General features: G+C 46.1%; 19 protein-coding genes. 13 read left to right on the top strand and 6 right to left on the bottom strand.

Going from position 1 to position 16,958, the window contains the following annotated elements; all coding sequences use genetic code 11:
* The first annotated feature begins 39 nt into the window (after positions 1–39).
* The 8 genes from allD (at position 40) to BSI_RS09600 (ending at position 9,430) form a co-directional block, all read left to right on the top strand.
* Positions 40–1,053 carry an ureidoglycolate dehydrogenase gene (allD, locus tag BSI_RS09565; RefSeq protein ID WP_003239160.1) on the top strand — a complete coding sequence of 338 codons (1,014 nt, stop codon included), beginning with the start codon at positions 40–42 and terminating at the stop codon, positions 1,051–1,053.
* A gap of 5 nt (positions 1,054–1,058) precedes the next feature.
* A complete protein-coding gene (locus tag BSI_RS09570) occupies positions 1,059–2,078 on the top strand; it encodes a zinc-binding alcohol dehydrogenase family protein (protein ID WP_003239157.1) in 1,020 nt (339 codons plus the stop codon).
* Positions 2,079–2,102: 24 nt separating this feature from the next.
* A complete protein-coding gene (uxuA, locus tag BSI_RS09575) occupies positions 2,103–3,182 on the top strand; it encodes a mannonate dehydratase (RefSeq protein ID WP_003239155.1) in 1,080 nt (359 codons plus the stop codon).
* Positions 3,179–4,015 carry an SDR family oxidoreductase gene (locus BSI_RS09580; RefSeq protein ID WP_003239153.1) on the top strand — a complete coding sequence of 279 codons (837 nt, stop codon included), beginning with the start codon at positions 3,179–3,181 and terminating at the stop codon, positions 4,013–4,015. Before uxuA ends, BSI_RS09580 begins: the two co-directional genes overlap by 4 nt.
* Before the next feature lie 47 nt (positions 4,016–4,062).
* Positions 4,063–5,331 carry an MFS transporter gene (locus BSI_RS09585; RefSeq protein WP_003239151.1) on the top strand — a complete coding sequence of 423 codons (1,269 nt, stop codon included), beginning with the start codon at positions 4,063–4,065 and terminating at the stop codon, positions 5,329–5,331.
* 87 nt (positions 5,332–5,418) lie between these two features.
* On the top strand, positions 5,419–6,420 hold the full coding sequence (locus BSI_RS09590) for a LacI family DNA-binding transcriptional regulator (protein WP_003239150.1): 1,002 nt from the start codon (positions 5,419–5,421) through the stop codon (positions 6,418–6,420).
* A 77-nt stretch (positions 6,421–6,497) separates the two neighbouring features.
* On the top strand, positions 6,498–7,940 hold the full coding sequence (locus BSI_RS09595; RefSeq protein ID WP_032732174.1) for a tagaturonate reductase: 1,443 nt from the start codon (positions 6,498–6,500) through the stop codon (positions 7,938–7,940).
* Complete coding sequence (locus tag BSI_RS09600; protein ID WP_003239148.1) at positions 7,937–9,430, top strand: UxaA family hydrolase; 1,494 nt, start codon at positions 7,937–7,939, stop codon at positions 9,428–9,430. The genes BSI_RS09595 and BSI_RS09600 overlap by 4 nt, the downstream gene beginning before the upstream one ends.
* Before the next feature lie 37 nt (positions 9,431–9,467).
* Here the strand turns inward: BSI_RS09600 and BSI_RS09605 are convergent, their stop codons facing one another.
* A complete protein-coding gene (locus BSI_RS09605) occupies positions 9,468–10,232 on the bottom strand; it encodes a sulfite exporter TauE/SafE family protein (protein WP_003239147.1) in 765 nt (254 codons plus the stop codon).
* Between the two features lie 224 nt (positions 10,233–10,456).
* Positions 10,457–10,921 carry a DinB family protein gene (locus tag BSI_RS09610; RefSeq protein WP_003239146.1) on the bottom strand — a complete coding sequence of 155 codons (465 nt, stop codon included), beginning with the start codon at positions 10,919–10,921 and terminating at the stop codon, positions 10,457–10,459.
* Between the two features lie 235 nt (positions 10,922–11,156).
* On the opposite strand from BSI_RS09610, the gene rapA reads away from it, so the two are divergent.
* Together rapA and phrA are read left to right on the top strand one after the other, a co-directional pair.
* On the top strand, positions 11,157–12,293 hold the full coding sequence (gene rapA, locus BSI_RS09615; protein ID WP_080010777.1) for a response regulator aspartate phosphatase RapA: 1,137 nt from the start codon (positions 11,157–11,159) through the stop codon (positions 12,291–12,293).
* Positions 12,283–12,417: a phosphatase RapA inhibitor PhrA gene (gene phrA / locus BSI_RS09620; protein ID WP_003239143.1), complete on the top strand. Its 135-nt coding sequence runs from the start codon at positions 12,283–12,285 to the stop codon at positions 12,415–12,417. The genes rapA and phrA overlap by 11 nt, the downstream gene beginning before the upstream one ends.
* A 29-nt stretch (positions 12,418–12,446) precedes the next feature.
* Here phrA and BSI_RS09625 read toward each other — a convergent pair whose 3' ends face one another.
* The gene (locus BSI_RS09625) at positions 12,447–12,701 is read right to left on the bottom strand and encodes a YciI family protein (RefSeq protein WP_003239142.1); all 255 of its coding nucleotides are present in this window, start codon (positions 12,699–12,701) and stop codon (positions 12,447–12,449) included.
* Between the two features lie 122 nt (positions 12,702–12,823).
* On the opposite strand from BSI_RS09625, the gene BSI_RS09630 reads away from it, so the two are divergent.
* Positions 12,824–13,777, top strand: coding sequence for an N-acetylmuramoyl-L-alanine amidase (locus tag BSI_RS09630; RefSeq protein ID WP_003239141.1), 954 nt, complete (start codon positions 12,824–12,826; stop codon positions 13,775–13,777).
* A 36-nt stretch (positions 13,778–13,813) separates the two neighbouring features.
* Here the strand turns inward: BSI_RS09630 and BSI_RS09635 are convergent, their stop codons facing one another.
* On the bottom strand, positions 13,814–14,191 hold the full coding sequence (locus BSI_RS09635) for a PH domain-containing protein (RefSeq protein ID WP_003239140.1): 378 nt from the start codon (positions 14,189–14,191) through the stop codon (positions 13,814–13,816).
* A 105-nt stretch (positions 14,192–14,296) separates the two neighbouring features.
* On the opposite strand from BSI_RS09635, the gene BSI_RS09640 reads away from it, so the two are divergent.
* Both BSI_RS09640 and BSI_RS09645 read left to right on the top strand, forming a co-directional pair.
* Positions 14,297–14,899, top strand: coding sequence for a poly-gamma-glutamate hydrolase family protein (locus BSI_RS09640; RefSeq protein ID WP_003239139.1), 603 nt, complete (start codon positions 14,297–14,299; stop codon positions 14,897–14,899).
* 73 nt (positions 14,900–14,972) lie between these two features.
* Positions 14,973–15,809 (top strand): manganese catalase, encoded by an 837-nt coding sequence (locus BSI_RS09645; protein ID WP_003239138.1) that lies wholly within the window; start codon positions 14,973–14,975, stop codon positions 15,807–15,809.
* A 44-nt stretch (positions 15,810–15,853) separates the two neighbouring features.
* Here BSI_RS09645 and BSI_RS09650 read toward each other — a convergent pair whose 3' ends face one another.
* Positions 15,854–16,450 (bottom strand): ImmA/IrrE family metallo-endopeptidase, encoded by a 597-nt coding sequence (locus BSI_RS09650; protein WP_003239137.1) that lies wholly within the window; start codon positions 16,448–16,450, stop codon positions 15,854–15,856.
* Between the two features lie 164 nt (positions 16,451–16,614).
* The gene (gene xre / locus BSI_RS09655) at positions 16,615–16,953 is read right to left on the bottom strand and encodes an HTH-type transcriptional regulator Xre (protein WP_003239136.1); all 339 of its coding nucleotides are present in this window, start codon (positions 16,951–16,953) and stop codon (positions 16,615–16,617) included.
* Positions 16,954–16,958: the final 5 nt, after the last annotated feature.

The following is a 16,958-nucleotide window of genomic DNA, read 5'->3' as shown; positions in this document are numbered from 1 at the left end:
GGAGGTGCCCAAAGAACTAGAAAGGAAGGAGGCACTTGATTGAAAACGGTAACGATACCGGCTGAAGAAGCAAAGGAACTCGTCCGGCAAAAGCTGACCGGTGCCGGTTTGAATGAACGAGACGCTGAAAAAGTAGCAGATGTCCTCGTGCACGCTGATTTACGCAGCGTACATTCACATGGCGTGCTGCGAACAGAGCACTATGTGAACAGGCTAAGGGCGGGAGGGATCAATCCCGAAGCACATCCTGTTTTTAAAGAAACGGGTCCCGTGTCCGGGGTGCTCGATGGTGATGACGGTTTCGGCCACGTGATTTGTGATATGGCAATGGACCGTGCAATTGACATGGCGAAGAAAAACGGTGTCGGCATGGTCACGGCCGTAAACAGCAGCCATTGCGGAGCGCTAAGCTATTTTGTGCAAAAAGCGGCTGACGAAAAGCTGATCGGAATAGCAATGACACATACGGACAGTATCGTTGTCCCGTTTGGCGGGAGAACTCCCTTTTTAGGGACAAATCCAATTGCTTACGGTGTCCCGTCTAAGCATAAAAAACCGTTTATTCTGGATATGGCGACCTCCAAAGTCGCTTTTGGGAAGATTCTGCAAGCACGTGAAGAGGGCAAAGACATTCCTGAAGGATGGGGAGTCGATGAAAACGGAGAAGTAGTAACTGATCCTGACAAGGTCGTTTCACTTTCAACATTCGGCGGCCCGAAAGGCTATGGACTCTCAATTGTCGTTGATGTGTTTTCCGGATTGCTGGCGGGCGCGGCTTTTGGGCCTCATATAGCAAAAATGTACAGCGGCCTTGATCAAAAAAGAAAGCTGGGGCATTATGTTTGTGCGATCAATCCGTCCTTTTTTACCGACCGGGATACGTTTTTAGGGCAGATGGATGCCATGCTCGATGAACTGCAGCAGTCACCGCCGGCTGCTGGAGTCGAGAGAGTGTATGTGCCCGGCGAGATCGAGCAGCTGCATGAAGAAAGAAATAAGATACACGGAATATCAATCGCTCGGAGCGTGTATGAATTCTTAAAAAGCAGGTGAGAAAAATGAAAGCGGTTCAAGTGCGAAAAGCGAATGATCTGGTGACAGCGGAGATGAAGAAGCCGGTTCTTTCAAAGGATGATGAAGTGCTCGTAAAAGTCAAGCGAGTCGGGATTTGCGGTTCAGACATGCACATTTATCATGGCACGAATCCGCTCGCCACCCTCCCGAGAGTCATCGGACACGAGGTAACGGGACAAGTCGAGGAAGTTGGTGCGAATGTGCAGAGCCTAAAAGTCGGTGACCACGTTGTGATTGAGCCGATTTCTTATTGCGGAACATGTTACGCCTGCCGCAAAGGGCGCCCGAATGTTTGCGCCAAGCTTTCTGTGTTTGGCGTACATGAGGACGGCGGCATGCGGGAATATATTGTGCTTCCGGAAAGGCAGCTTCACGCGGTCTCAAAGGACTTGCCTTGGGAGGAGGCAGTCATGGCCGAGCCTTACACGATAGGCGCACAGGCAGTGTGGAGAGGCCAGGTGGAAAAAGGAGATACCGTTCTGATCCAGGGAGCGGGGCCCATCGGGATCTGTGTGTTAAAAATGGCAAAGCTGGCGGGCGCTGCCGTCATGATGACTGACTTGAACAACGAGCGGCTGGCATTTGCGAAAGAAAACGGTGCCGACGCTGTCGTGAATGCCCAAGCAGAAAATGTTGCCGAGCGGGTCCGGGAATGGACTGGGAATGAAGGAGCCAATGTGGTCATTGATGCTGTTTGCCTGCCGGCGACTTTTGAGCTTTCAGTTGAGGCCGTTTCTCCGGCGGGACATGTGGTTGTGCTTGGATTTGACGAAAGAGCGGCACAGATTTCTCAGCTGCCGATTACAAAAAAAGAAGTCACGATAACCGGATCGAGATTGCAGACCAATCAGTTTCCAAAAGTGGTAGAGCTTTTGAATAAAGGACGGTTAGCGCATAACGGGCTGGTGACCCATACATTTTCAGTAGATGACGTCCATCACGCATTTCAGTTTATCAAGGAGCATCCAGATCAAGTACGGAAAGCTGTCATCACGTTTGATTAATCGACTGAATCCGGAGGTGTAAACATGAATATAACATTCCGATGGTATGGCCGAGGCAACGATACAGTCACACTTGGACACGTGAAGCAAATTCCCGGAGTCAAAGGCATCGTCTGGGCTCTCCATCAAAAACCTGTCGGCGACGTGTGGGAAAAAGAAGAAATTAGAGCTGAGACTGAATATATTCAATCCTATGGTTTTCATGCTGAAGTGGTAGAAAGCGTGAATGTTCATGAAACGATTAAACTCGGAAACGAAGAACGCGGCCGGTATATTGAAAACTACAAACAAACGATACGCAACCTTGCTGAATACGGCGTGAAAGTCATCTGCTACAATTTTATGCCGGTTTTTGACTGGACACGCACGGATATGTTCCGTCCTCTGGAAGATGGATCAACCGCTCTGTTTTTTGAAAAGGCCAAGGTGGAAAGCCTTGAGCCCCAAGAGCTGATTCGGACGGTGGAGCAAGCATCTGACATGACACTGCCGGGATGGGAGCCCGAAAAATTAGCTCGGATCAAAGAGCTGTTTGCAGCCTATAGAACGGTTGATGAAGAACAGCTATGGGACAATCTATCATTCTTTTTGCAGGAAATTCTTCCGGTTGCAGAACGTCACGGTGTTCAAATGGCCATTCATCCGGATGACCCGCCATGGCCGATCTTCGGACTGCCGCGCATTATCACAGGGGAGGCAAGCTATAAGAAGCTGCGGGCGATATCAGATTCACCGTCTAATTGCATCACCCTTTGTACAGGTTCAATGGGAGCCAATCCCGCTAACGACATGGTGGAGATTGCTAAAACGTATGCCGGCATTGCTCCATTTTCACATATTCGCAATGTGAAAATTTATGAGAATGGCGATTTTATTGAAACATCTCATCTGACGAAAGACGGTTCGATCAACATTCAAGGCGTGATGGAAGAACTGCATAAGCAGGATTACAAAGGATATGTCAGACCGGATCACGGGCGCCATCTTTGGGGCGAGAAATGCCGGCCGGGTTATGGCTTATACGATCGGGCCCTTGGCATCATGTACTTGAACGGACTGTGGGACGCATATGAAGCAATGGCAAAAAAAGAGGTGGAAGTATGATTTCGGTGCATGAGAACTTGGCTGGTAAAACGGCTGTCATCACTGGCGGCAGCGGGGTGCTTTGTTCTGCAATGGCCCAGGAGCTTGCCCGTCATGGCATGAAGGTGGCGATATTGAATCGAACGGCTGAAAAAGGCCAAGCGGTCGTGAAGGAGATTACTGAGGCTGGCGGCACAGCATGCTCTGTTTCTGCGGATGTGCTGGACAGGATGTCACTGGTGCAGGCAAAGGACGACATCCTCGACCGGTTCGGTTCTATCGATCTGTTAATTAACGGAGCTGGCGGCAATCATCCTGACGCGATAACCGATGTGGAGACATATGAAGAAGCGGGAGAAGGCCAATCCTTTTTTGATATGGATGAGGGGGGCTTTTCAACTGTATTCTCCACCAACTTCACCGGTGCGTTTCTGGCCTCTCAAGTATTTGGAAAAGAGCTGCTGAAGGCCGATTCACCGGCGATTATCAATCTTTCATCCATGAGTGCTTATTCACCCATGACGAAGGTTCCGGCATACAGTGCCGCCAAAGCATCGATCAATAATTTTACGATGTGGATGGCCGTTCATTTTGCCGAAACCGGACTGCGGGTGAATGCGATTGCCCCAGGCTTTTTTCTGACAAAACAAAATCATGATCTGCTGATTAACCAAGACGGAACCTTAACCGGCCGTTCTCACAAAATCATTGCGGGAACACCGATGAAGCGCTTTGGAAAACCGGAGGACTTGCTCGGCACGCTTCTTTGGCTGGCGGATGAATCCTATTCCGGTTTTGTCACCGGGATCACCGTTCCTGTCGATGGAGGATTTATGGCTTATTCAGGTGTGTAACGAAAGCAGCGCAACAGAAACTGAACCAACATAGGGGTGAGGTTGAGATGTTCTCAAAAGATAAGCTTTCCGTTATCCTTTTTTTGTTCCTGGCAGGGGTGATTAATTACCTGGATCGCTCGGCGCTTTCCATTGCAGCTCCTTTTATTCAGGATGATCTCACATTGTCTGCCACGCAAATGGGCTTGATTTTCAGCAGTTTTTCGATTGGTTATGCCATTTTTAACTTCCTTGGGGGCGTGGCATCTGACCGCTACGGGGCAAAGCTGACCTTGTTTGTCGCCATGGTCGTTTGGTCGCTGTTCAGCGGAGCAGTCGCCCTTGCCTTTGGTTTTGTCAGCCTGCTGATTATACGCATCCTCTTCGGAATGGGAGAAGGCCCGCTTTCGGCGACCATCAACAAGATGGTGAATAACTGGTTCCCGCCGGCTCAGCGGGCGTCCGTTATCGGTGTGACCAACAGCGGAACGCCGCTCGGGGGAGCCATTTCCGGCCCGATTGTCGGCATGATCGCAGTCGCGTTCAGCTGGAAGGTATCCTTCGTTCTCATTATGATCATTGGATTAATATGGGCAGTGCTCTGGTTCAAGTTTGTCAAAGAAAAGCCGCCAGCGGCGATGGGTGATGCACCGGCAATCAAAGCAGAAACGTCTCCAGGGGAAAAAATTCCGCTCACCTTTTACCTGAAGCAAAAAACCGTCCTGTTCACGGCGTTTGCTTTTTTCGCTTACAACTACATTCTCTTCTTCTTTTTGACGTGGTTTCCGAGCTACCTTGTCGAAGAGCGGGGATTAAGTGTTGAATCGATGAGCGTCATTACGGTCATTCCATGGATTTTAGGCTTTATCGGCCTGGCAGCGGGAGGATTTGTTTCTGACTATGTGTACAAAAAAACAGCTCGAAAAGGTGTGCTGTTCTCGCGCAAGGTAGTGCTTGTCACGTGTTTGTTTTCATCGGCGGTCCTGATTGGTTTTGCAGGGCTTGTGGCTACTACTGCGGGCGCTGTCACACTTGTCGCTTTGTCAGTGTTCTTTCTCTATTTGACAGGCGCTATCTATTGGGCTGTCATTCAAGATGTGGTTGATCAAAACAATGTCGGTTCTGTAGGCGGCTTCATGCATTTCCTCGCCAACACGGCAGGAATTATCGGCCCGGCTTTAACCGGTTTTATTGTTGACCGGACGGGCACGTTTTCTGGAGCATTTTTGCTTGCCGGAGGGTTAGCTGTCTTCGCTTCACTTGCTGTTATTCGTTTTGTCCGTCCGATCATCGGCAAACCAGCAGGAACAGAAGCGGAGGATTCTGTGTCTTATTAATCTGGAAATATAGTGGGAGAGGCGGTATGTTTGATGATACAATATACAGTAAATAATCGCAGCCGGTATGATAAGGAAGGGAAATAGATGGTAACCATAAAAGATATCGCAAAACTTGCAAACGTATCCCACACAACCGTTTCCAGAGCACTCAACAACAGCCCTTACATCAAAGAACACACGAAGAAAAAAATACTGGAGCTCGCAGCACAGCTCAACTATACACCGAATGTAAATGCGAAAAGCCTGGCGATGCAAAAGTCACATACGATCGGGCTTTTCTTTACAAGCATCACAAACGGAACCTCACACAGCTTCTTTGCTGACACAATCAAAGGCGTAAATCAAGCCATAAGCGAGGATTACAATCTCTATGTGCGCGGCATCGATGATCTGAAAAACTATGACTCCGTTACGCCGATGAGATATGACGGCATCATTTTAATGAGCCAAAGTGACATTGATAATTCTTTTATTTATCATATTCGGGAAAAAAACATCCCGCTCGTCGTGCTGAATCGCGACATTGATGACCGCAGCATCACGAATATTTTGTCTAATGACAAGGAAGGCTCACAGGAAGCTGTAGAATACTTCATTAAGAACGGACATCAAGACATCGCCATCATCGAGGGAATCGAAGGCTTTAAATCCTCCCAGCAGCGAAAGGAAGGCTACCTAGCCGCATTGATTCATCACCATATTCCGATCAAACATGAATACAGTGTCAAAGGGCAATACGATATGGAAAGCGGCTTTCAAGCGATGGAGCGGCTGCTGGCGCTGCCGAACCCTCCAACCGCTGTCTTTTGCTCGAATGATGACATGGCAATCGGAGCGATGAATGCGATATTCGCAAAGGGCTTGCGCGTCCCTGATGATATTTCAGTGATCGGATTTGATGATATTGGGTTTTCGCAATATATCACGCCAAGGCTTTCAACAGTGAAGCGCCCAGTGGAGAAAATCAGCGTGCTCGGCGCGCAAAAACTATTGTCGCTGATCAGCGAGCCGGAAACAAAAGCGGAAAAAATCTTGGAAAATACAGTGTTTATGGTACGTGATTCAGTTAGTCAATTGACGCCGTGATGCCCCGTTTTTCAGCGGGCATTCTTTATACAGAAAAATGTTAACGTGTGCATAAATAAAAGAGGGAGGCAATGAAGGTGCAGAAGCTGAATAAAAACCTATACGATCACTATACTGAGTATCCGGAAAAAATACTCCAATTCGGAGAAGGAAACTTTCTTCGAGGGTTTGTCGATTGGCAGATTGATCAACTGAATCAACACTCTGATTTTAATGGGAGCGTCGCAGTTGTACAGCCGAGAGGGTCAGAAAAAATCAAAAGGTTAAATCAGCAAGATGGGTTATACACGCTATTTTTACAGGGAATGAAAGACGGAGAAGCGGTAAACGAGCATATGATTATCAACTCAATCAGCCGGGGAATTGATTTGTTTTCTGATTATGAAGCATACAAAAAACTGGCTTCAAGTGAAGAACTGCGGTTTATCATTTCCAACACCACTGAGGCCGGTATCGTATGTGATGAAAAAGATCGTTTAGAGGATAGGCCGCAAAGAACATTCCCTGGGAAATTAACTGCATTTCTTTACTTTCGCTATCAGGCTTTTAAAGGAGATCGGACAAAAGGGTGTGTTTTGATCCCATGTGAGTTGATCAAGAATAACGGCGAAAAGCTGAAGGAAACGATTCTGCAGTATGCGGATCTATGGAAGCTGGAAGAAGGGTTCACACAGTGGATTCATGAAGCCAACACGTTTTGTAATAGTTTAGTAGACCGCATTGTCCCGGGTTTTCCTGTCGACAGCATTGATGAGATCACGGCTGATCTGGGCTATCAAGATGATTTGATTGTTGTAGGAGAGCAATATTATTTATGGGTTATCGAGGGACCGGATTGGATTGGAGAGGAACTGTCCTTTGCGGCTGCCGGGCTCCATACAAAGATCGTCAGCGACCTGACGCCTTACCGGACTAAAAAAGTGAGAATTTTAAATGGCGCTCATACAGCAATGACATCAGTGGCTTTATTATACGGCTTAAAAACTGTGCGGGATGCCGTCGAGCATCCGAAAGTGGGGCGGTTTATCAGAGAGATGATTCATGACGAAATTCTTCCTGTTTTAAAAATGGAAGGGCTTTCTCAATATGCCGACGATGTGCTGAACCGTTTCAAAAACCCGTATATTAAGCATTACCTGGAAAGCATTGCATTGAACTCTATTTCCAAATTCAAAACGAGAAACCTGCCGACTATTCAGGAATATGCTGAACAGAAGGGACAGCTTCCTGAACGCTTAGTGTTTTCGTTCAGCGCTCTGCTGTATTTTTATTACGGAAACGAGAAATTGCAGGATGATCCGGCTGTTCTTCAATTTTTCAAAGAGGTGTGGAATCAGGAGAGTGGAGACATGTTTCGTATCGCCTCAAGAGTGTTAAGCGAACAGCGGCTATGGGGGACAGATCTCAACGAGATACCGAAGCTGACTGATAGAGTCGCTGATTATTTGGATCATATTCATGAGCTGGGCATGCAGCTGGCTCTTGAACAATGCTGTACTCAAGGGGGAGAAGTACGATGAAGTCATTTATAAAGATTTATATACAAGATAATGTCCTTCTTGCGCTGCGGGATATCCAGAAGGGAGAGCGGCTGAATGCGGACGGCGTGTCTATTGAAGTGAAGGATGATATAAAAAGAGGCCACAAGATTGCGCTGCAGCCTATCAAAGAAAACGATAGCATCATCAAATACGGGTTTCCAATCGGGCATGCGACACAAGATATCTCGATCGGAGAGCATATTCATGTCCATAATACGAAAACAAATCTGTCTGATATCCAAGCATACAGCTATACTCCGAGATTTGATGAGAATCCGTATTCAAATGAGAACCGGACGTTTAAAGGATTTAGAAGAGAGAACGGAAATACCGGTGTAAGAAATGAGTTGTGGATTGTGCCAACTGTCGGCTGCGTCAATGGAATAGCTGAAAAAATGCTCCAGCGTTTTGTCAGAGAAACGGGGGATATCGCTCCATTTGATAACGTGCTCGTGTTAAAACACCAATACGGATGCTCGCAGCTTGGCGACGATCACGAAAATACGAAGCAAATCCTGCTGAATGCTATTCGCCATCCAAATGCCGGCGGCGTCTTGGTGTTAGGGCTTGGCTGTGAAAACAACGAGCTGGTAGGAATGAAGGAAGCACTGCAAGATGTGAACCTGAATCGGGTGAAGTTTCTCGAATCCCAGTCGGTGACCGACGAAATGGAGGCGGGCGTTGCTTTGCTGAAGGAGATTCATGAAGCGGCCAAAGGGGATAGGCGAGAAGACATTCCGCTGTCCGAACTGAAGATCGGGCTGAAATGCGGAGGTTCAGACGGTTTTTCCGGCATAACGGCAAACCCGCTGCTTGGCCGTTTTTCAGATTATATCATTGCACAGGGAGGAAGCACGGTGCTGACGGAAGTACCGGAAATGTTCGGTGCGGAAACCATCCTGATGCAGCGGGCTGCCAATGAAGAAGTGTTTCATAAGATTGTCCATTTAATCAATGATTTCAAACAATATTTTATCAAACATGATCAGCCGGTGTACGAAAATCCTTCGCCGGGCAACAAAGCAGGCGGCATTTCAACACTTGAGGATAAATCGCTGGGCTGCACGCAAAAAGCGGGGATTTCTCCTGTCGCGGATGTCTTGAAATACGGCGAAGTGCTCAAGACAAACGGGCTGACGCTTTTGAGCGCGCCGGGCAACGACTTGATCGCTTCCTCCGCATTGGCGGCTGCCGGCTGCCAAATTGTCCTGTTTACAACGGGGAGAGGCACACCGTTCGGCACCTTCGTCCCGACAGTGAAGGTAGCCACAAACACCCAGCTGTACGAGGCGAAGCCGCATTGGATTGATTTTAACGCAGGTCTTTTAGCAGAGGATGATGTTCATGAGGAATATGTGCTGCGAGAGTTTATCCACTATATGATTGAGGTGGCAAGCGGTCAACTTGTGAATCATGAAAAAAATGATTTCAGAGAACTCGCCATTTTTAAATCAGGTGTGACGTTATAATGAAGAAGGCTATCCTCCGAGGGGATAGCCTTCTTTATTAAATCAATTTTAAGCCGCTGATCAAAATGATGGACGCCATAATAAATTGCAGCGGGCGCGGGGAGAATCGAGGCGAGAGATGGCTCCCGATCAGCACGCCGGGAATCGAACCGATCAGCAGATTAGCTGCCAGCATGTAATCTACGCTTCCGAAGCTTGCGTTCAAAATGCCGGCTGCCGTAACGAGAAGAAAAGCATGCGCGATATCTGTTCCGACAATCTGTGACGCTTTCATGTTAAATAAGTAGATCATGGCGATTGCAAATAGTGAGCCGGAACCGATTGATGTTAATCCGACAATAAATCCAAACACAACACCAATGAGAATCGTCAGCGCCCGCTTGTTTTCAAGCGGCATTAGCTGCCAGCGGTTCGGGCGAAGTTTTCGATCCAAAAACAAACGAACGATGATTGAAATGGCAACTAGCGTTAACACATAGCCAAGAGCGTGCTTTATAATTTCTTCCTGATGCTGATGAAAGGCGGGGAACAAATGCAGTATGCCAATGGCTAGCGAAGCACTCGGAATACTGCCGATGGCTAAGTATTTTACCAATTTAAAGTTAATCGTTTTCTGCCGCCAATGGGAGGCAACACCAAACAGCTTTGTGATCGAGTTATATACAAGATCCGTCCCGACCGCGATGGAAGGATTAATTCCAAGCACAATTAAAAGAGGAGTTAATAAGGCGGCTCCGCCCACTCCCGTCAATCCGACTAAGGCTCCGACAAACAAACCCATCAATATGATGCTTACACTCATGATAAAGGCCTCCTGAAAACCCGACTATTTTTATCAGATTATATATGATTAGGTCGTGTTAATCAATTAAATTTTTTGAATTTTTGTACGTTAGCTGCTTGAAATTTTGGTTTGCTCAATATCTTTATTCATTTGCCCTATAATGAGTGTCTGGACGAGATCCGGAAGTGAGCCGGAGGCACAAAAAAAGATACCCTAAACAGGTATCTTTTTTCTCGTTTCCTTTACATGCGCTGCTGATAGAAAGGAAGCTCCGTATGGCCCAGTTCCCGCACATAAACAAACAAGTTGCCTTTATGGTGAATTTCATGCTCCATTGCAAGCTGAAGCAGTGCGCTGCCTGTGATTTTTCTGCCAAAAGTTGCTGTCAGATCAATTTCTCTGTCCAGCTGCTCTTCTGTCAGCTGTTCAAGGATTGCGACCGTTTTTTCTGTATATGTTTTTGCCAGAACATTGAGATCTGTTTCTGTTTCTTCCTGCTTGTTTTGAAATGGTGAGGCATTGCCTTCTTTAATGACATTTGCAAATAAGTGGAAAGACGTAAGGATGTGTTTGACCAGCTCTTCCGCTGACATTGACGTTTCAGCCGGTTTGTAGCCGTAATGGTCTTTGCTGATTTTTTCAGCAAGCTCATTGGTCACGTTTCGATGGGATAAAAAATGGCTGACAATTTGATTGGATTGACTCAATATGATCTCCTCCATATATAAAAATAAATGGTGCAATGAAATCCTATATCAACGGTTATCAATTCACAAGTAATATGCTGTGGGATGCAACAAAATCCTGTGTAATGCTGTTCTGAAATTTTCATTTTGTTGCGGTTAGCCGAAATTCGACAATTGCGGTCTTTTTGCGTTCTTCTTTTTCTTGTAAATATGATAAAATATGACATATCTCGGGTAACTCAAAAGGGGGGATTAATTGAGGATGAAGCAAACGATTCCGTCCTCTTATGTCGGGCTTAAAATTAATGAATGGTATACCCATATCCGGCAGTTCCACGTCGGTGAGGCCGAACGGGTCAAGCTCGAAGTAGAAAGAGAAATCGAGGATATGGAAGAAGACCAAGACTTGCTGCTGTATTATTCTTTAATGGAGTTCAGGCATCGTGTCATGCTGGATTACATTAAGCCTTTTGGAGAGGACACTTCGCAGCTAGAGTTTTCAGAATTATTAGAAGACATCGAGGGGAATCAGTACAAGCTGACAGGGCTTCTCGATTATTACTTTAATTTTTTTCGAGGAATGTATGAATTTAAGCAAAAAATGTTTGTCAGTGCCATGATGTATTATAAACGGGCAGAAAAGAATCTTGCCCTCGTCTCGGATGATATTGAGAAAGCCGAGTTTGCTTTTAAAATGGCCGAGATTTTTTACAATTTAAAACAAACCTATGTTTCGATGAGCTACGCCGTTCAGGCATTAGAAACGTACCAAATGTATGAAACGTACACCGTCCGCAGAATCCAATGTGAATTCGTTATTGCAGGAAATTATGATGATATGCAGTATCCAGAAAGAGCATTGCCCCACTTAGAACTGGCTTTAGATCTTGCAAAGAAAGAAGGCAATCCCCGCCTGATCAGTTCTGCCCTGTACAATCTCGGAAACTGTTATGAGAAAATGGGTGAGCTGCAAAAGGCAGCCGAATACTTTGAGAAATCCGTTTCTATTTGCAAGTCGGAAAAGTTCGATAATCTTCCGCATTCTATCTACTCTTTAACACAGGTTCTGTATAAACAAAAAAATGATGCCGAAGCGCAAAAAAAGTATCGTGAAGGATTGGAAATCGCCCGTCAATACAGTGATGAATTATTTGTGGAGCTTTTTCAATTTTTACATGCGTTATACGGAAAAAACATTGACACAGAATCAGTCTCACACACCTTTCAATTTCTAGAAGAACATATGCTGTATCCTTATATTGAAGAGCTGGCGCATGATGCTGCCCAATTCTATATAGAAAACGGACAGCCCGAAAAAGCACTTTCATTTTATGAGAAAATGGTGCACGCACAAAAACAAATCCAGAGAGGAGATTGTTTATATGAAATCTAAATGGATGTCAGGTTTGTTGCTCGTTGCGGTCGGGTTTAGCTTTACTCAGGTGATGGTCCATTCAGGAGAAACAGCAGACACAGAGGGCAAAACATTTCATATTGCGGCCCGCAATCAAACATAAAGAGAAAAAAAGACCCTCCGGGGTCTTTTTTATTTCAGCTTCCATTCTTTTATGGTCAGCTCAGAAGATCCGCTTGCCACCAGAGGATCTGCATGTCCGATTTCCGCCGCCTCTTCCAGCGAATCTGCTACGATGACGTAGGCTCCGCCTGTGGCATCGCTGAATGGTCCGAACATTTTTAAGCGCTTTTCTGCCTGTAGACGGTCCAAAAATTCATAGTGTCCGGCTACATGCTCCTGATTGAAATGATCTGTTCTCGTTGTCAGCATTAAATATGTATTCATGACCTACCCCTCCTATTGAACTTCAGTTTAACACAATTATCCATATAGCGGTGACGGATGTTATGAGCTTTTCGTCCTACGAATGCCACCTATTGGTGAAAAAGAAAAAGGAGAGATGATAGGTGAGCGTTCAAGTGAAGAAAAATTTGGTTTCTGAAGCGAAATACGCGCTGAAGTGCCCTAATGCGATGTCCGCTGAATACATTACCATTCACAACACGGCAAACGATGCGTCAGCGGCTAATGAAATCAGCTATATGATTGGGAATACCAGCTCGACAAGCTTTCATTTTGCAGTGGATGATAAGGAGGTGATTCAAGGTCTGCCGCTTAACCGAAACGCCTGGCATACCGGTGACGGCACAAACGGTACAGGAAACCGCAAATCAATCGGCGTTGAGATTTGCTACAGCAAATCGGGAGGTCCAAAGTACGAGGCGGCCGAAGCCTTGGCGATTTCATTTGTCGCGCAGCTTTTGAAAGAGCGCGGCTGGGGAATCGATCGGGTGAGAAAGCATCAGGACTGGAGCGGAAAGTACTGCCCGCACCGCATTTTATCAGAGGGACGCTGGGATCAAGTGAAGGCGGCAATTGAAAAGGAATTAAACGGAGGCGTATCAGCGAAAAAGGCTTCAGTCTCTTCTTCGGCGACTGAATACCATGTGAAAAAAGGCGACACACTGTCGGGTATTGCCGCATCACACGGTGTCAGTGTGAAAACGCTGCAAAGCATAAATCATATCACTGACCCGAATCACATCAAAGCCGGGCAGGTGATAAAACTGCCTCAGACGGCATCTGCTTCTAAAAGCCATGCCGCGTCTTCCTATCCGCTCCCATCCGGAGTGATCAAAGTGACAAGCCCGCTGACGAAAGGGACAAATGTAAAGCAGGTGCAGAACGCTTTAGCTGCCCTTTATTTTTATCCTGATAAAGGAGCGAAAAATCACGGCATTGATGGCGTTTATGGCCCGAAAACAGCAAATGCCGTGAAACGTTTTCAGTCTGTCAGCGGATTAACGGCAGATGGGATTTACGGTCCGAAAACAAAAGTGAAAATCGAGGAAAAGCTGTAATCAATAAACGGAAGCTGCCGAGCTTCCGTTATCGTCTTACATACAAACTGCAGCAAGCACTTTTTGAATATCATAAATGCTTTCATCTTTTTTAAACTGCTTTGAGACAGCGGGAAGTTCCGCGCCGGAAATCCAAATTTTCAGCTCTGAATCAAGGTCAAAGCGGCCGGCGGTTTCCACACTGAATCTGGAAATGCTTTTGTACGGAATCGATTGAAATTCCGTTTTCTTGCCTGTGATGCCCTGCTTATCTACAAGAATAAGCCGCTTCTCAGTAAAGACAATTAAATCGCGAACCAGCTTAAACGCGGCATCAACATTCTCACCCTCCAGTAAAATATGAGCCACCTCTTCTTTCGCCGCAGCCGTTGACAGTGTTGACGCATTGCCAAGTAATCCATCAATAAATCCCATGATATACCTCCTGATACGTATTCTATCAAATCATACTATAAAAAGGTTTTCATTCATAGATGAGTAGAGTAAACTGGTGCTGACTGGTAAAGGAGAGCGTTCAAAATGAAAGATATGTATGACAGCTTTGCAGCCCTTTCTGCTTCTGAATCAGAGTACCGGATTATTTATGAGGAAAAAAACGGAAGTGAACATATCGTCCTCGGTCCTCACGGCGGCAGAATTGAACCTGGCGTCAGTGAGCTGGTGCGGGCATTTTCCGAACAATGTTCCATTTATTTGTTTGAAGGTGTAAAGAAGCGAAACAACCGTTCCTTGCACCTGACAAGCACTCGTTTTGACGAGCCGCTGGCTTTAGAAAAAGTGAACGCCCACCATTATGCATTAGCATTTCATGGGTATCATGATCCAAAAACACCGCATACATTGGTCGGAGGCGCGGATCGTAAAAAAGCCAAGCTCATTTGTGAGCGGCTGATTGAAGCGGGCTTCAGTGCCGAGCTCACGAGTGAGAAAGACCGGCTGGCAGGTGTGCATCCGAAAAATATTGTCAATCGGACGAAAAGGGAAATGGGACTGCAATTGGAAGTAAGTACGGCACAGCGAAAAGCATTGTTCCGCAATTTTGGCTGCCGTGATGAAAGTTACACACAAAACGATTTGTTTTGTCGATATGTGGAAGCTGTTAAGCTTGGTTTTTATGATTGAATGAAACGGACCTGCACGATCGGCCTATTCCTTCATACGCTGAGGTTGTGCGATAGTGCAGGGAGGAATGAATATGTTTTATCATATTAAAGAGCTTCAATATCAGGCTAAGCCAGCTCATCCCGATCCGGTTTATGCGAAAAAACTTCAAGAGGTGCTGGGCGGCCAATTTGGCGAGATCAGTGTCATGATGCAATATTTGTTTCAGGGGTTTAACTGCAGGGCGGACGCCAAGTATAAAGATTTGTTATGTGATGTGGGAACGGAAGAGATCGGGCACGTGGAAATGCTGGCTACGATGATTTCCAGGCTTCTGGATAATGCACCCGCTGATGTACAGGAGGATGCTTATAAAAGCAATCCCGCTATTGCAGCAGTAATGTCAGGGATGAATCCTCAGCACGCTATTGTGTCCGGCTTGGGTGCGATGGCATCAGATAGTGAGGGCTATCCGTGGAATGCAAAATACATTATATCGAGCGGAAATCTGTTGGCTGATTTTCGCGCAAACTTAAATGCGGAAGCCCAAGGGCGCCTTCAGGTGACACGGCTTTATGCCATGACTGATGATTCCGGGGTAAGAGATATGCTGTCATTTTTGATTGCAAGGGATACTTATCATCAAAATATGTGGTATGCAGCCATTAAAGAGCTGGAAGAAAGAGAACGCGATATTGTCGTTCCAACGACGTTCCCGCGTGAGCTCGAAAAGCGGGAAGTGGCCTATGACCTGTTTAACTTTTCCAGAGGGGATGAGAGCTCACAAGGAAGATGGGCTCATGGCGCAGCCTTTGACGGCCGGGGCGAGTTCAGGTATATCCCGGCTCCGATTGCGTTCGCATCTGCGCCTCATCTTAAACCGGCGCCAATGTGGCTGCAGAATACCATGCCTCCGATGTCGAAATATTAATATCTATGCCGGGCTGAGGGCAAATGTCCCCAGCCCGTTTTTGATCAGCTGTATTTGCCGATTTGATATAACGCTTTTTCTTCAGCGACCTGCAAGTGCTGCTGATCGACTTCCTCGTACGCATTTGGCCGCTTATGTGATAATAAGTAAGCGAGCCGCTTCTGAAATTGAATACCTGCTTTACGCCGTTCAAACATTTCAAGCCTTTTTTCAGCAAATTCCTTTGTTACCCGGAATACCGTCGCGATTGTGGCAAGCGCCTGGCTTCTCCATTGCGGCAGTTCCATCTGCAACAGCATAAAGGTTGGCACACAGAAGTGGTACATAAATTGATTCGCTTGAAATTCCTGCAGTTCCCTGAAGAGCTTGTTCATCTGAAAATGGTTGCCTGCATGCTTTAACACGTGGCACAGTTCATGGCCAAAATCTTCCCATTGCTCTTCCCGTGATTTTTTTTGGTTCAATACGATACTGTACATGCCGTCGTATTTGACCATCATGCTTCCCATATCCTCAAAATGAACCCAAATATCCAGGTCCTGTGCGATTTTCAGCATGTCAATGTGATGGGGAGAGGTGATGCCCAGCCGGCTGTATAAATTTTTAACGTATTCCTCCAAATGTGATAAGTAATCGCCCAATTGAATACTCCCTTTCGAACGTGTGTTCTGTTTTTAGTGAGAAAGAAAAGCCCGTATAGGACTGGAAAGTGTGTTGAAATCTTTCCCTTTTCTTTAAAAAATAAACACTTTTTTCTTTATATCGGTCTATTTTTTATATGTTTTAGAGAACAGAGAAATGTTTATTAATTTTTCGGTTTGCGGTTCTTCTCTTTTTCTTTTAAATAGTTGATAAATTCGATGGCCTGCTGTTTGCTTTCTGGGGAAAAATCCTGCATATCACGGTATGCAAGCTGCAAGTCCGGATCTGAGAACATATCGTCCTCGGATTTTTTGTCTTTCCCTGTTAATAAGTAATCAGTCGTTACTTGAAAGTATTCAGCCAGCTTTTGGAGTGTGTCGTAATCAGGTTCGCTTCGCCCGTTTTCATAGTGGGAATATCGTGCCCGTGACACACCGATGTGAGATGCGATTTCTTCCTGTGTCCTTTTCCCTCTGAGACTCTTCAATCTGCTGCCTATCATACTAT

Origin of the sequence: Bacillus inaquosorum KCTC 13429 (assembly GCF_000332645.1) — a bacterium.
Lineage (GTDB): Bacteria > Bacillota > Bacilli > Bacillales > Bacillaceae > Bacillus > Bacillus inaquosorum.
This window is presented reverse-complemented; position numbering and strand designations above follow the sequence as displayed.

What these genes read in the sequence shown, in the direction of transcription:
- BSI_RS09600 (WP_003239148.1), top strand. Translation starts at nt 7,937, where the DNA reads ATGAAGTCATTTATAAAGATTTATATACAAGATAATGTCCTTCTTGCG.
- BSI_RS09590 (WP_003239150.1), top strand. Translation starts at nt 5,419, where the DNA reads ATGGTAACCATAAAAGATATCGCAAAACTTGCAAACGTATCCCACACA.
- BSI_RS09635 (WP_003239140.1), bottom strand. Translation starts at nt 14,191, where the DNA reads ATGGGATTTATTGATGGATTACTTGGCAATGCGTCAACACTGTCAACG.
- BSI_RS09645 (WP_003239138.1), top strand. Translation starts at nt 14,973, where the DNA reads ATGTTTTATCATATTAAAGAGCTTCAATATCAGGCTAAGCCAGCTCAT.
- xre (WP_003239136.1), bottom strand. Translation starts at nt 16,953, where the DNA reads ATGATAGGCAGCAGATTGAAGAGTCTCAGAGGGAAAAGGACACAGGAA.
- BSI_RS09570 (WP_003239157.1), top strand. Translation starts at nt 1,059, where the DNA reads ATGAAAGCGGTTCAAGTGCGAAAAGCGAATGATCTGGTGACAGCGGAG.
- phrA (WP_003239143.1), top strand. Translation starts at nt 12,283, where the DNA reads ATGAAATCTAAATGGATGTCAGGTTTGTTGCTCGTTGCGGTCGGGTTT.
- BSI_RS09580 (WP_003239153.1), top strand. Translation starts at nt 3,179, where the DNA reads ATGATTTCGGTGCATGAGAACTTGGCTGGTAAAACGGCTGTCATCACT.
- uxuA (WP_003239155.1), top strand. Translation starts at nt 2,103, where the DNA reads ATGAATATAACATTCCGATGGTATGGCCGAGGCAACGATACAGTCACA.
- BSI_RS09585 (WP_003239151.1), top strand. Translation starts at nt 4,063, where the DNA reads ATGTTCTCAAAAGATAAGCTTTCCGTTATCCTTTTTTTGTTCCTGGCA.
- BSI_RS09625 (WP_003239142.1), bottom strand. Translation starts at nt 12,701, where the DNA reads ATGAATACATATTTAATGCTGACAACGAGAACAGATCATTTCAATCAG.
- BSI_RS09640 (WP_003239139.1), top strand. Translation starts at nt 14,297, where the DNA reads ATGAAAGATATGTATGACAGCTTTGCAGCCCTTTCTGCTTCTGAATCA.
- BSI_RS09605 (WP_003239147.1), bottom strand. Translation starts at nt 10,232, where the DNA reads ATGAGTGTAAGCATCATATTGATGGGTTTGTTTGTCGGAGCCTTAGTC.